Source organism: Wolbachia endosymbiont (group B) of Chorthippus parallelus (assembly GCF_947251815.1).
Classification (GTDB): Bacteria; Pseudomonadota; Alphaproteobacteria; order Rickettsiales; family Anaplasmataceae; genus Wolbachia.
Window position 1 is genome coordinate 1,147,804 of record NZ_OX366390.1, and the last position, 14,722, is coordinate 1,162,525.

Here is a 14,722-nt window from a genome sequence, read left to right on the forward strand (position 1 = left end):
GTATCCGTTCAGGGGAATGGTTTAAGAAATGATAGATAGGAGATTATGAAAAAGGTTTAGCCGCATGGAAGTGGGATGAAAAGAAGCACTGGTTTCACATGTGTCTGAACAGACACCATTTTACAGCATTTTAAATTTGTCCTGTGCAATGTTTGTACAGTTGCGATAAAAATTACTTGACAAATTTTGACAGCTTTGTTATTTTGATAGTGAGGATATTCTAGAGCTCGAAATCTATCTTCGTCTGCAGACTTTTCAACTTCATTAATTTATAATCTCTAGTTAAAGTATATTGTACTTATGTATAGATAACTTCTATCATAGCTATATACATTTTTCTGAGTTTTTTTGTGTTACTTAGGAGGATCATCATGTTTAAAATCATGGATTACGCATATCATTGACATACATGCCTTAAAAGGACAGATGGTACCTATGTCCTCTTTATATAGATTATGTATCTGTTCAGATACGATTAAGCTGCGTCTAGTGCAGAAAAGACTAGATAACATTCAACCTTATATAGGATAATTATCAACGGAAACAAAATTATCCTCATTGTCATAATAGTAAAGATTTGCTTCTTGCGTATTATTAACAACAGTTTTTAATAGTACTTCCTTATCACTATTCCATGCAACTTTCTCCATAATTGGAATATAATCCTTACACTTTTGATTATCTCCACAATCCTTGATTTTACCATCATCATTTAGATAACGCTTCAATGCATCATAGTATACTTTAGTGTTATTACCTTCTTTATCTATCATTTGTCCTAAGGTATTAACAAGTATCAATGGTGCAACTTGTTTTGCTTTTACAACACTTGTTTCACTGGACTCTTTAAAGAGATTAGGACATGCTCCTCTGGAAAAAAAGCTCTTGTTGAATTCTGGATTACTACGGTAAACGTTCGGGTAGCAGAAACTCTTAATCTCTTCTTCTTGACACGCTAACTCTATTTGATCATCGACACATTTTTCACATTCTATATTACCAAGCCAGGATATTGAATTAAGATCCTCTGTAAAGGCAAATTTAAAATTTACTGCACCATAATTACCATTTGCTCCCTCTTCTATATATTTTGCAATCTTAGGATTACTGTACATCTCAGGATATAATTCCTTTAGTAAATCAGATGCACTAAAACCTTGACAACCTATCTTATTATCAACTTTATAAAAATGAGAATACGGCCCACAATTTTCATACTTGGAACAATCTGAGGTTACTTTTCGAGATGTAATTTCTCCATTTTCATTCTCTCCTTCATCAGTAACAGGTTCGCCCGTACCACTTCCTTTTTTACATTCTTCAGCTATTTTTTTATACCACTCAGTCTCTGCTTTTGCTCGCTTAACCTCCTCTGCGCATTTCGTAAGTTCCTTTTCTGCGAGTTCAAAAGCTTCTATTACTATTGGAACTGGATTTGTAAATCGCTTCTCAGTCGTAGTTTCACCCTCAGTCATCTCATCTATATCCTCTTTACCATAAAAAAGTTTGTTGTTATATAAATAACTATTATTAATTTGGTCACTATAGGTGTTTTTTGACATAGGAACCTCCTCTACAGTCAAAACTGGAATTACATAAAAGTATAAGTATCTACCTGAATATAAAGAAACCACAGTTCAAGAAATCTCAGGTTAACTCAGAAATTATTATAAGCTAAAGTAATTAAAAATTTAATAACTTGCATTATAAATATAGCATAATAACCAATAATTAGATTTTCTTTCAATTTCTATCTTATCTTCACCAGCTTTACATAGAGCACATCTTTATTCACTAGAGAATCATGATTCTTCTACTTGCATGTGATTAATCACTATAATCTTGAAGTGTGGTTTGTACGTAATTAGTTCTGGAACTTGCCAATGGATGATTGCTCTACATTTTAATCTCTGTCGCTGTTCACAACATTACACTCTGGAACTATATACCTAATATCGCATGCTGATTTCTCTCTTTATCTTCTGCAAATTAATTAAATGAAGGGCATTAAGTATCCACACTACTAAAAAAAGTGTGGTACAAAATATAAACATTGCAATGAGTGGCAGCAGTAAAGAACCTTCTATTGCTACTCCACCTTTTCTAAAAATACTTGCTGGCTGATGAAGAGTAGACCATAAATTCACAGAAAATTTTACTATGGGAATATTTATAGCACTAAAAATGGCAAATACTGCTGATGATTTCTCTGCTCTTGCTTGATTATCAAAAGCGCTCCACAATGAAAGATAACCAACATACAGAAAAAACAAAATCAGCATTGAAGTAAGCCTTGCATCCCATACCCACCAAGTACCCCATGTCCCTTTTCCCCAGATGCTACCTGTGATTAAGCATATTGCCGAAAAAACTGTCCCTGCAGGAGCAGCAGCATGTGCCAAGACACTGGCAATACTATTGTTCCATACCAATGAAATGAAACTAAGTGATGCAATGAGTCCGTATATTCCAAGAGCAAGCGATGCAGAAGGCACATGAAGATACATAATTCGTACGATTTCTCCTTGTTTATAATCTCCTGGGGAGAAGAATAATGCTAAGAACATTCCAATTAAAAAATATGCAAGACAAATAACCCCAAGCCAAGGCAGGGCTTTCTTAGAAAAATGGGAGAAATTTGTAGGCTTTAATAAAAACATTTGTTTTGAGAATAATTGTATTAAAAATTTACCAATTAGTTTGAGTTTTATCAACAGGATAGTTTTTCTGTATTTACGTAGGTCAACAAATTAGCATAATTTGAGTAACAGATTGCTTATTTGCCATATGACCATTAAAAAGCTTAATCTACACTTAGTGTCAGATTCAAGTGGTGAAACTGTTATATCAGTTGCAAAATCAGCCCTGAAACATTTTCGTTCTGTAGAAACTATCGAATATGTTTGGTCTTTTGTAAAAGGAGAAGAGCAGATCGATAAAATTCTGGAGGAAATTGAGAGAAAAAGTGATGAGCATAACTTTGTTATATGCACTATTACTGATGATGGGCTCAGAAAATATCTAAAAGATAATTGTATCAAGTTAAAAATTCCATATCGAGCAATATTATCACATATTATTAGAGAAATCTCATCCTATCTTGAAATTGAAAAGGATGAAAAACTTGACCTGTATACTGAAATAAATAACGAGTATTTTCAGCGTATTGAGGCAATAAACTATACCATCAATCACGATGATGGACAAGGTATTCAAATCGATAAAGCAGATATAATTTTGGTTGGAGTTTCACGCACATCAAAATCTCCCACTAGTATGTATTTAGCTTATAGAGGCTACAAGGTTGCGAATGTTCCTTTTGTTAGTGAGGTACCCTTTTATATCGACTTAGCAAAATTAAAAAATAAACTGACTATAGGAGTAACAATCAACCCAAGTAGACTAGTAGAAATACGCAAAAACAGACTTACTTCAATTAATAACAAAGATAATAATATATATGCTGATTCTGAAAAAGTAGAAAAGGAAATTAAAGAAGCAGAGGAGTTCTTTAAGCAAAATAACTGGCCAATTATTGATGTTACGCAAAGGTCGATCGAAGAAGTATCAGCAACAATTATACAATATTTTAATAAAATTTAATCAATTGACTAACTCGCTGTAAGTGATAATAATGTAAGGTAATTCTATTCTTACTGTAGATATGAAAGTTAAAGGGTCGCTAAAATCTCATCGTAACAGAGATAAAAATTGTAAAGTTGTGAAAAGGGGTGGTAAGATTTATATTATAAATAAGGTAAAACCAAGATGTAAAGCGCGTCAAGGTTCTTAGCTTTTTGTTTGCCTTTTTATGTCATATGTTTTTCATATGGAAGCATGTTTAGAAAGAAACAAAAATTGTTGTATTTAACCATAGCCCTGCTCATTTCTTCTCTTACATTATATTTTAGTATTAACATGATTACAGGCAGACGTGGCTTGTTAACATTAATTAACTTAAAAAAAAGAAATTAATTACGCGCGTCAACAAGCCCATGCATTTTAGTTCCACTCTAAGCCCTCTTGAGCTGGTAATGTTTAAAAAACTGCGTCAAAGCGAATTTTTAGTTCAACTCAATTTTCAATCTGTGGAGAAAGAAAATGTTGAGCTGAGATATAGTTAATATGTACAGCACTTTTCCTCCACCTTCCTTATAGCACAATATACCAACTTGTACAAGCTGGTAAATGAACCTTTGGTTTTAGTAAATGTCTCCTCGATAGGATTAGTGGAGCCGCCTAACTGGCCCGAAATACTTAAAATAAATTTTCCCAATTGTTTTGCCACGATTTTATGACCAAAGGATATTTTTCGCTCCATCAGCTCGAGTAAATAATTTTCAGCAATTTCTCTGCTTGAAGCCTGATATACTTTCTTCAGATCACTTATGAAAGTTTTTGCTGCTTCAGTAAATTTCTTATCTGATGTACTATACATTTCTGCTTTAGCTATTTATAGCAGCAGGAAAACTTTTTAATACAAGCTATTAGAATATCCTCTACTCCTCTTTCTTTTAGCTCATTTAATACCCCCAACCAGAACTTCTCTTTCAGCCAAATAAAAACCCAATACATCCTTTTTGCCTTCTTGATCTATACCCAATATGTTATACATGCACTTACTTACACAACAACCGTCTTCTTTCACCTTAAAAAATCATGAATACTATCGGATCAACTATGTTTTTTAAAATTTTTTGAATTTAGTTTCATTACAACTTTTGTTTGTAATTTTGTTTTTTATTCGAGTAAAAAGTGCATTTTTGACAATAAAAACCCTAACTTAATCATAGAAAAATTTTGTATCAAACAACAGTTACTGCTTAGATCTTATGGTTAACGAATATGTGTATAAATACTTTAAATGTGTGTAGACGTATTTATCCACATATTCGTTAACCTATTTTCTATGCAGATTTTTTTAATTCACATTGACTGCTTCTTTAAGCCTCGCATTGACAATTACTATGATTTTACGCATTAGAGCTGTCATAGCCACCATCTTCTTTTTACCTTTACCAACAAGCCTTATAATGCACCCCATAAACTAGACCAAAAAAAAATGGTTGATCCGAGTAGGAAGGTAAAGGGGTAAAAGTATGGCAACAAAAAAATATGAACCAGAGTTAAAAGCAAAGATAGCTTTGGAAGCAATAAAAAATCAAAAAAGCACATCTGAGATATGTAGTGAATATAAAATACCATCAACAAATCTATATGATTGGCGTGATAGAGTATTGGCAAGGTTAAAAGACCTATTTGTTGAAGAAAGTGAAAGTGCGAGAAAACAAAGAATCTTAGCGCAAGAAATAGAAAGTTTACATAAAGTAATAGGAGAATTGACAGTGGAAAATAGTTATTTGAAAAAAAAATTACTGAAATAAGCAAAAAAGATAGAGTAAGGTTTATAGAAAAAGATTCTGATCTATCAATTAGGAAACAGGCTGATTTACTGGGGATTTGCAGATCTAGCCTATATTATAGGCATATAATTAATAACGAAAGTGAAATTTGATTCAAGAAGTATATTTGGCTTCTGATTGCCGTTATGGATATCGTAAAATTACTGCTGAAATCATAGCGAGTGGAGTAGTAGTCAATCACAAAAAAATCTTAAGAATTATGAAAAAAATGAAGATTAGTGGGCTGTATTGTAGAAAAAGATGTAATACAAGTATTAAAGAAAAAAAGCATAAAATATATCCTTATTTACTCAAAGATTTGATTATTTGTAGAGTTAATCAGGTATGGGCTACTATATATTATGGTAGAAGGTAAGTTTGTCTATTTTGTGGCAATAATGGACTTGTATAGTCGCTATATTATTGCTCATTCATTATCACCATATCTCGATGCTGGATTTTGCCTTTATACTCTCAAAGAAGCTCTAAAACAAGGTAAACCTGAGATTTTTAATAGTGATCAAGGAGTGCAGTTTACTAGCTACAACTTTATTATGGAATTAGAGCGTGCTAATATTAAAATTAGTATGGATCATAAAGGACGTTGCTTCGACAATATATTTGTTGAGAGTTTATGGAGAACTTTAAAGCAAGAAGCTATATATTATTATAGACCAAATAGTATCAGAGATTTGAATCTTATAATAAACGATTTTGTTGGTTGGTATAACTATAAAAGGCGACATCAGACTCTACATTATAAAGTTCCTGCTGATCTTTATTATCATAAACAGTAAATGAATATATTGATAAATACTTTAAATGTGTGTCGACGTATTTATCAACATATTCATTTTAAAAATCGGATCACTTTGAAAAAAATGGTCTAGACAAATGGGTGCATTATAGTTGAGTTTACCATGTTTAAAATCCATAAGGATTCTAACAGTCTCTGGCGTATTCTCAAATAAATATTTTCCTCTGGTTTTACTGTCATCTTTTCGTACTTTGATTTGACCATTATTAATTCTATCATAAATCCAATGTGTAGTAACATTGAGGATTTTTGCAATTTGTGGAACGGTAAGATATCCAGATACTTTAAGCGGATGTGACTGATTCCTTGCTCGCATAATGTTATTTTTTAACCGAATAGTTTTTACTGTATTTTCTAAAACGATGTTTTTTGTGGGGGAGCGATGTCCCTGTTTTTCTAAGTACTTAGCAATTTCTGCATCTGTTTTACCTTCTTTACTTAACTTTATTATAGACTGTTCCATTTCTTTTGCTTTAGTCAACTCGCGAAAAGAGTTTACTGGAATGGGAACATGAGAAGTAGTAGTTTCGCCACCATGCCATATAATGCGTACCTGAAGACAATCGCGTCTGATTCTGTGTGCTACCACTTTATCAATGAGACAACGAAGAAAGGACTTTTGTTGTTGACGTGATAGAATTGATTTATACCAAATTTCAGGTAATCTTTTGCCTACATCTAAAAATACTGTTTTCAGTTCTTCAGGTAATTGAGGTGTTGGATCACTTGGACGCTGACGTTCGAACATAATTTCTGCTTGTTGGAGTTCTTTCAATGCTTTCTCCCAGCGTCTTTCAAGTTCTGCAGCTACAAGACGATTGTCAGGGTCTACTTGATTAAATTGTCTTTCTGCCAATCTAACTTGGTACTTTAGGCGCTCTAATTGTTGTAAATGTGCTTTATTAATTGCTTGCTCAGATTGCAATTGTGAGTTAATCGCCTGAGTATAAGCATCAAGCTCAATTTGACCAAGTGCAGCAAAAAATTTGGGAACTACTTCATTATCAATAATATCAGCTGGTAAAAGCTGACATACAGGTACACGATACTGCTGACGTAGATAGTTGCATAAATAACGATTTCCTCCTTTATACTGTACCAACATTTTATGTCCACATTCTCCACAATAAATTATTCCATGTAATAATGCTGCACCTGGTCTTGCTATACCACGTGTTTTATTGCGATCGTATTCTGCATAATTATCTTTTAGCATCATCTCAATCTTTGTAAAAGTTTCCCAATCTATGTAAGCTGAGTATTTACCTTTGATCAGAACTTTCCATTCCTCCATTGGTAATTTTTTTGTTGTTTTGTCAGCAGAAGATGGCTTATGGTATGTAGTACGGGAACGCCCATAAACAAATGCTCCAGCATAGGCTGGGTTTTTTAGTATTGAGGTAATTGCTGCAACAGTTGGCTTTTTCCACTGTAGTTCTTTGAAATTATTATATCTAGGAAGAGTTAGTTGATGATCATTAAAATGTCTTAAAACCTTTGATGCTGTTCGTTTTTCTAGAAAAGTTTCAAAAATAAGATTGATACGAGACTGAACTTCAAGGTTAGGATCCTTGTTCACAGAACCATCAATGTTACGAACAAGACCAACTGGGAGAGATAAGGCTAAATCACCTCTGGTTGCTTTATTTAATAGTCCAGCATTTAGTCTAGCTCTTATAGTAGATAACTCCATTTCAGCAAGTTGCCCTTTCAGACCAAGTAACAGCCGACCATTAATAGTACCAGGATCATAAACACCATCCCGGTCAGCTATTAAACACTGTTTATAGCCACATATATCCAGTAAAGGATACCAGTCAGAACAATTACGTGATAAGCGAGTCACATCGTAGGAGAGAATAATTCCTACCTTTGATAAAGTGACTTTAGTGACAATCTCTTTAAACCCTTCACGCTTTTCAGCACTAGCACCAGTTAAACCAAGATCACTATCAATGATTACAACATTATCAGCTTTCCATCCAAGGTCAATTGCTCTTTGTTTTAGTGCATACTGTAACTCCAAACTTTCTTGGTTGCTCAATGCTTGATGAGGTGTTGATTGTCTGATATAAATTATTGCTTCGCGTGCTAAATGCTGTGCTGTAATTAGCTCTGATGTACTCATAGATAACCTCTTTGGACACTAATAATATATTTTCTAAAACTTCTGACTTGAAACGTTGCGACATTTTCTGCCACACTTGACATGGTTTACATGGCATAATTTATACTCCTTTGCTAGAGAAACAAATTCGTATAATGAAGACCACGTTAACTTGCTGGTGAGAAAGTTTTGCTTACTAGCTAAGTTGGTAGCAGAAAACGGAATACGTAGAATGATGTAATTGCGATAAGTAACAAATACATTGTGGACTTTTGAGCTGACAGAAGATATTGGAAATGTTCTGCCAAATAGTGGATGTGTTGAATCTGTAACTGTAATTTCCTTAGTTACTTGATTATTGAAGAGGGTATTAAGGTGATTGATCGTTTGACAACATTAACCATGAATGGCTTATGAAGCATATTCCTATGGAGAAGAAAATTCTGCATAGTTGGTTAAAGGCTGGTTTCCTAGAGTCAAAAACCTTGTATCCCACAACTGCTGGCACTCCGCAAGGAGGTATAATTTCTCCAATACTAGCTAACTTTACCTTAGATGGTCTTGAACAGTTATTAGAAAGTCGCTTTGGTAAATTAGGTAGCAAAAGAAGAGAAAAAATCAGAAGTGGAGTGAATGTAATCAGGTATGCAGATGACTTTATTATTTCAGGTTTCACACATGAAGTACTGGAAAATGAAGTTAAGCCTTTAGTATCATCTTTTCTTCATGAGCGAGGTTTAATTCTGTCAGAAGAGAAGACAAAGATTACATCTATCACAACAGGGTTTGACTTTCTTGGTTGTAATGTACGTAGATATAATAAGAAGTTAATTATTAAACCTTCGAAAGAAAGTATTAAAAAACTTCTTAATCAAGCACGTACATTGATAAAAGCAAATATAGCGAACACTCAGGCTATAGTAATTAAGTCACTCAACTCTCTACTGAGAGGATGGGGAAATTACTATCACCATGTGTGTGCTAAAAAAGCGTTTAGAAAGATCGACAATGAAATTTGGCATAGTTTATGGAAATGGGCAAAGAAAAGACATCCTCGTAAAGGATTACGTTGGATAAAGAATCGTTACTTCAAAGTAATGGGTCAACGACAATGGGTCTTTGCTGCACCCATATGCAAGAACAAACCAAAAGAGATACGGTATTTAAGACTGCTTAAGCTGATTGATATACCTATCAGACGACATGTTAAAATCAGAGCGGATGCAAATCCCCTTGACTTAAAATGGAAAAAGTATTTTGATGAGAGAGTGAAACGAACAAGAATGTTAGCAAGCTCCTTTTCAAGAGAAGGTTCTCTACTGTTAGTGTCACCACTAAAGTTGATGTATTCTGAGGATTTATGAAAGACAAGCCGGTTCGAGAAAAGAAGAACTTAGATAAGGGGCTCAAGCGTAGTGTGGGGAAACCTGCATGCTGCGTTTCTAAGGGAGGGAGTAGTAGTAATACTGCTTCCTTACCTGACCAGGTCGCTAAAACTAAAGGCTTTGAAAAACGTGCCCAATACTATGCTGCTAAAGCCTATTCAAGACAGGCTGATAAAGGTGATCAATATCATGACCTTAAGGAAATTATCTTTATTGCTATAGCAGATTGTATACTGTTTCCTGATAAGTCTGAGTACAAATCAAAGCATACTATTCGCGATGAAAATACTAATGAACATGATTTAAATGGCCTTGAACGGAAGCATTACTTAAATAACTTTGAGGCTCTAAACTTATTTGTTGTTCTTTTACATCATTAACTTCTAATGTACTATTCCTATTATTTAATATTTGTTGTATTGATTGATTTAATGTTATATCTAGCCCCTTATTAAATTCAATCATAAACTTGTCAAATTTCTTCGGACTTAATTTACCAGCTTCTCTACTAGGACATGCCTTCTCTATATATGAGCTTAAAACCCCTGAAATCTCATTAAATTTACCACTCATGACTTTTCTAGTAATCTCTTTTTGCATTCCCATATAATCAATATTTAATCGATGCATTGATACACCACTTTTTAATCCAGCTTGCTCTACTACTTTCTCAAATCCCTTTGTAATATTGAGTGTATATTCCTGTGCCTCTAGTGGAGATATAGACTGATCTATTGTAGAAATATACTTCTGACCTGTAACTTTTCTAATTAATAAATCAAGTAACATTATTGTACCATTTACATCCATCGGTGCATCAACTTGTGAGATTGAATTTGTAGTATTTGTGTGTGTGATTCATAGAGGTTATTACAGCAAAAATGTAAGATAAAATAAAAACTTTGACTTGTGATAGTTTAAATACCTTATTACAATAATATGAATAAATTCATCAACAAGAGGCAATCAGTAAATGGATACCAAAGTTAAGTTGCGTCTGAATTGGATAGAATTATACAAAAAATTAGGTCATGCAGGCAAAGTATGTCAACACTATAACATTTCACGCTTTACCTTACGAAAATGGTACAAACGTTATGAAAAGCTAGGTGAACAGGGATTGTCAAACCTTAGTAGCAGGCCTAAAACTTTACCCTTACAAAAAATCAACAAGTCAAATGAACAGCTCATTCTTCATCTGAGAAAAGCTAGAAAATTAGGAGCAAGACGTATTCAAGCTGAATTAAAGCGTTTACATGATATCTCTTTTGCATTGGCTACTATACACAAAGTTTTGAAGAAACACGATGTAAGTCTTTTACGTATTAAGCGCCACTATCGCAAGCAGATTAAGCGTTATAACTGCAAAGTGCCAGGAGAGCGTGTACAAATGGATGTTTGCAAAATATCTTCGGGGCTTTATCAATATACTGCTATAGATGATTGTACGCGTTATAAAGTTATCGCATTATACTCAAGGCGTACTTCAAAAAATACTCTGGATTTCCTAAAACAATTAAGGGAAAGGGCTCCATTTCATTGTCAAAGGATTCAGACCGATAGAGGACAAGAATTTTTTGCTTACGAAGTGCAAGAGTGTCTAAAAGAATGGAAAATAAAATTCCGTCCAATTAAGCCGTTTTCCCCACATTTAAATGGTAAAGTAGAAAGAGCGCAGCGTACAGATTTAGATGAATTTTATAGTAGCGTTAACATTAAGGATTATGAATTGCAAGTCAAGCTTAGGGATTGGGAAGAATATTATAATAAACAACGTCCTCATAGCTCTCTTCAGGGAAAGACTCCTTGGGAAAAATATAAAGAACTGGAAAAAACAATTCCTTGTCTAAGTGAAATACAAAAAAATTATATCTCATCAAAAGAAACATTTGTCATGCAAAATTACAAACATAACCAAGAGTTAAAGTCACTTCAAAAATATAAAACCTCTTAACAGGTATTTCAAGTTCAGACTTGATCTGACAAATTAGTTGCAATAACCTCTATGAATCACACATGTTATCTCAAAAGCACTATTATCAGACACATCAACGTAATTCCTCTCACCTTCTTTTTCACTTCTAACTTCAACCTTACTATTTCCTACTTCTATTACATCACCTCCTAATTTTACCTCTCCTGTGGTTAACCCTAAATTTCTTGTACCTTCCAATACTCTTGCAATATTTACCTTACTATTTTCAGAAAATTTCATAAAAAATGTCTGATTGTCTATTTCCACATCTTCTATGATTCCTTCATTTTCAATAGCACTTTCACCGATTTCTCTCAGTTCTTTAAGCCATTCATCTATCTGTGGACGAATCTCTTGATACAGTTTGTTATACATTTCACTTATTCCCTTATCCTGCAATAGATCGTAACTGAATATTGCTCCATTTAGCATCAATTCACATATTATGTCTTCCTTCTCATTTTCTTTGCATTTGATCGAAGGCATTTTCGATATTACTTCATTGGCAAAACTCTTCTGTCCTTCGCTATACGCATTTATCCTGATTCCAGCGCTTAGTGCTTGATCTATCACTTTGTTCATTTCGTCTACGCTTTTTGCCTTTACTACTCTACTTTTAAACCATCTTAATTCTGCATTTTCACTTGCACTTGGCTCTATCTTGCTTAAGGATGGAATAAACGGATTTAGACTTTGACGATTTGAAGATTTTTTGTTATAAACCTCACGTCCTTCTCCAAGATTGATTGATTTTCCAGAAACATCGCTAGGGGAAGGCACACCTTCAGGCTTCTCAAACCTACTTTTATCATCAAATATTTTCGGATCAGTCTCGTCTACAAATACAGACTGCTGGGTTTTCTTACCAGTACGCCTAATAGCACTATATAGTCCTTTTGGTAACTTTTTAGAATCAATGATTAATTCATAAGTATTTCCATCCATATCATCAAATGATACTGTTTTTTTAGTAGTCATATACCCTCCTATATTAAGCATATTATTCAAGTCTATAGAGCAATTTATTGCTTTATGATTAACTTAATACGCAAATTATAAAAAGATCTTGTATATCTTGCAACTATTTATAATAAAAGAATAGGTTCTTTAAGACTTTTATTCTTTAATCACAACTTAATATACAAGCTATACAAAGATCTTTTATATTTTGTAATTCTCCAATATCTCTCTCCAGATTCTTGATTAAGTTTTTTTGCTACTGTGTAGTAGCCAAACTTCTCAAGCAATTGAAATTTGGTTTATAACAGCTCTCTTTCCTTAAAACTGCAATATCCTTTGTCTGTCATAATAATGTGATCCTCTAACTCAATTCCCACTCCTTGACATGCTGACACTAATTCTCTAGTCATAACCTTATCATCTTCTGATGGCTCTAAACTTCCTCCTGGATGATTGTGGGATAATATTATCGATGCTGCTTCCATTGATAATGCCTTTTTTACCACTTTCCTTTCAGATAGGTGTACTTCATCTATTGTACCAAAATACACTTCATCTCTTATCATACGGTGCTGTTTATCCAAGTATATTATCAGGACAGCTTCTTTTGCTGAAAAGCCTATGTTTACCCTTACATACTCTATCAGCTTTTCTTGGCTATCCATTACTGGGCCTCTCTTTAATCCTTCTCTGAGTGCTCTCTTGTAAGCTTCTTTAACACATTCAATTGCTGCGGCTGCATATTCGGTCATTCCTTCTATCATTTTCAAATCATCGATTTCTCGTCCTAAAATTTCTCCTATTCCTGGGCAATTATCCATTAGAGTTTTAGTAACATCTTGTGCTTGCTTTCTGTCGTGAACTGCTCCTAGAAGCACTGACACTATCTCACGATCAAATAGAGCACTTCCTCCTCCACTTTGTAATACTCTCTCTATTTCTTCTGTAAGTTTTTCACTATTATTCATAAAATATACTCCTCGTTAATAACAAATTGTTTTTAATTATTTACTGCTGTTTTTTATCAGTATTGGCATAAAGCCATAGCTTCCGAGTGAAGTCAAATCAATTTTTCAATCTTTTTTACTTATTTTTTCATCAAAAAATTAAGATATTAACAGATGCTTATTTTATCTAATTGAAAATTAATTCTTTATTTAAAAGAAGTTGTTACTATTTTAGAAATAACATCAGTAGAAAAACCTAACTGAAGTAAATTATTTGCAACTTTCATTTTCTCTACTTTATCAATCTTCTCTTTGTAAATTTGCTTTCTTTGCAATAAAAATTCTACCCATATATTTAGCTCATCTCGTGATTCTTGATTGTCAATTTTTCTATATTCTCTTGCCAAACTTAATAATTCATTTTCTCCTTCACCATCTTCATAATTATCTTTTTCCTTTATCAGATCTTCAGCATCTACTGACAATTCTCTTGCTATTTCCCATAACCTTTCACTTAAAAGAGTACCGCTACCTTGTTCATAATGATGTATTTGCGAAGGTCCCACATTAAGCTTTTTTGCTAATTCTTCTTGAGTATACCCCATTATTATCCTCCACTTTTTTATCTCTTGTCTTCCGTTTGGCTCGTCTCTCTCTTTATCAGCATATTCTTCAACTGATAAGCCTGTTGCTCGATAGATAACGTCAGTAGCAAACCCTGACTTAACTAGATTCTTTGCAATTTTTATTCTTGCTGCTTTTATATTACTTTCTTCTTCAGCTCGGATAGATTTGGTTAATGCATAAATTGCTTTGTGTCCTCCTGTTTTTTCTATGAAATTATACATTTCCTGGGTCTTAGCTTTGTCAAAACAACTATCTTCTTTTAGTACTTTTTGTCTTGGAAAGAGATTTCTAATAGGAATTGATAACGCTTCTGCTATCACTTTTAGCCTTTCAATTGGAATGCCACATGTTCCTTGCTCATATCTTAGCAGCGTATGATAGTTTATGCCTGTTTTGCCTACTAAATCTTTCAGAGTATATTTTCTCTTTAACCTCCAGCTCCTTACTTTTTGTGCTATTTGGTACCTTATGGAAATAGTAGTATGCTTTGCCATACAGAAAT

At 33.5% G+C, this 14,722-nt stretch carries 11 protein-coding genes and 4 pseudogenes; 6 read left to right on the forward strand and 9 right to left on the reverse strand.

Features of this window, described 5'->3' with window-relative positions; genetic code table 11:
- Window positions 1–518: 518 nt before the first annotated feature.
- Both OPS21_RS05280 and ccmC read right to left on the reverse strand, forming a co-directional pair.
- Window positions 519–1,562: a hypothetical protein gene (locus OPS21_RS05280; RefSeq protein ID WP_264337119.1), complete on the reverse strand. Its 1,044-nt coding sequence runs from the start codon at window positions 1,560–1,562 to the stop codon at window positions 519–521.
- A gap of 387 nt (window positions 1,563–1,949) precedes the next feature.
- The gene (gene ccmC, locus OPS21_RS05285) at window positions 1,950–2,660 is read right to left on the reverse strand and encodes a heme ABC transporter permease CcmC (protein WP_264337280.1); all 711 of its coding nucleotides are present in this window, start codon (window positions 2,658–2,660) and stop codon (window positions 1,950–1,952) included.
- Window positions 2,661–2,787: 127 nt separating this feature from the next.
- On the opposite strand from ccmC, the gene OPS21_RS05290 reads away from it, so the two are divergent.
- The gene (locus tag OPS21_RS05290; protein ID WP_264337116.1) at window positions 2,788–3,603 is read left to right on the forward strand and encodes a pyruvate, water dikinase regulatory protein; all 816 of its coding nucleotides are present in this window, start codon (window positions 2,788–2,790) and stop codon (window positions 3,601–3,603) included.
- Between the two features lie 61 nt (window positions 3,604–3,664).
- On the forward strand, window positions 3,665–3,793 hold the full coding sequence (gene ykgO, locus OPS21_RS05295) for a type B 50S ribosomal protein L36 (protein WP_006279631.1): 129 nt from the start codon (window positions 3,665–3,667) through the stop codon (window positions 3,791–3,793).
- A gap of 271 nt (window positions 3,794–4,064) precedes the next feature.
- On the opposite strand, the pseudogene OPS21_RS05300 reads toward ykgO, so the two are convergent.
- Window positions 4,065–4,657 (reverse strand): annotated as a pseudogene (locus OPS21_RS05300) (transposase); the annotation flags it as partial.
- Window positions 4,658–4,921: 264 nt separating this feature from the next.
- Window positions 4,922–5,029, reverse strand: a pseudogene (locus tag OPS21_RS05305) (IS110 family transposase); the annotation flags it as partial.
- A gap of 70 nt (window positions 5,030–5,099) precedes the next feature.
- On the opposite strand from OPS21_RS05305, the pseudogene OPS21_RS05310 reads away from it, so the two are divergent.
- A pseudogene (locus OPS21_RS05310) lies at window positions 5,100–6,199 on the forward strand (IS3 family transposase).
- Window positions 6,200–6,220: 21 nt separating this feature from the next.
- Here the strand turns inward: OPS21_RS05310 and OPS21_RS05315 are convergent.
- Window positions 6,221–8,347 (reverse strand): recombinase family protein, encoded by a 2,127-nt coding sequence (locus OPS21_RS05315; protein WP_264337115.1) that lies wholly within the window; start codon window positions 8,345–8,347, stop codon window positions 6,221–6,223.
- Between the two features lie 392 nt (window positions 8,348–8,739).
- On the opposite strand from OPS21_RS05315, the gene OPS21_RS05320 reads away from it, so the two are divergent.
- On the forward strand, window positions 8,740–9,690 hold the full coding sequence (locus tag OPS21_RS05320; RefSeq protein ID WP_265027590.1) for a group II intron maturase-specific domain-containing protein: 951 nt from the start codon (window positions 8,740–8,742) through the stop codon (window positions 9,688–9,690).
- A pseudogene (locus OPS21_RS05325) lies at window positions 9,687–10,016 on the forward strand (PD-(D/E)XK nuclease family transposase); the annotation flags it as partial. The gene OPS21_RS05320 and the pseudogene OPS21_RS05325, both read left to right, overlap by 4 nt.
- On the opposite strand, the gene OPS21_RS05330 reads toward OPS21_RS05325, so the two are convergent.
- A complete protein-coding gene (locus tag OPS21_RS05330; RefSeq protein WP_264337114.1) occupies window positions 10,000–10,521 on the reverse strand; it encodes a latrotoxin-related protein in 522 nt (173 codons plus the stop codon). The pseudogene OPS21_RS05325 and the gene OPS21_RS05330 sit on opposite strands and share 17 nt — an antisense overlap.
- Before the next feature lie 163 nt (window positions 10,522–10,684).
- Between OPS21_RS05330 and OPS21_RS05335 the strand changes: the two genes are divergently transcribed.
- On the forward strand, window positions 10,685–11,665 hold the full coding sequence (locus OPS21_RS05335; protein WP_264336561.1) for an IS481 family transposase: 981 nt from the start codon (window positions 10,685–10,687) through the stop codon (window positions 11,663–11,665).
- 33 nt (window positions 11,666–11,698) lie between these two features.
- On the opposite strand, the gene OPS21_RS05340 is transcribed toward OPS21_RS05335, so the two are convergent.
- The 3 genes from OPS21_RS05340 to wmk all read right to left on the reverse strand — a co-directional run bounded on the left by OPS21_RS05340 (window position 11,699) and on the right by wmk (window position 14,714).
- Window positions 11,699–12,664, reverse strand: coding sequence for a hypothetical protein (locus OPS21_RS05340; protein WP_265027591.1), 966 nt, complete (start codon window positions 12,662–12,664; stop codon window positions 11,699–11,701).
- A 281-nt stretch (window positions 12,665–12,945) separates the two neighbouring features.
- Window positions 12,946–13,614: a JAB domain-containing protein gene (locus OPS21_RS05345; RefSeq protein WP_264337110.1), complete on the reverse strand. Its 669-nt coding sequence runs from the start codon at window positions 13,612–13,614 to the stop codon at window positions 12,946–12,948.
- Between the two features lie 185 nt (window positions 13,615–13,799).
- Window positions 13,800–14,714: a WO male-killing family protein Wmk gene (gene wmk, locus OPS21_RS05350; protein ID WP_264337109.1), complete on the reverse strand. Its 915-nt coding sequence runs from the start codon at window positions 14,712–14,714 to the stop codon at window positions 13,800–13,802.
- Window positions 14,715–14,722 lie beyond the last annotated feature (8 nt).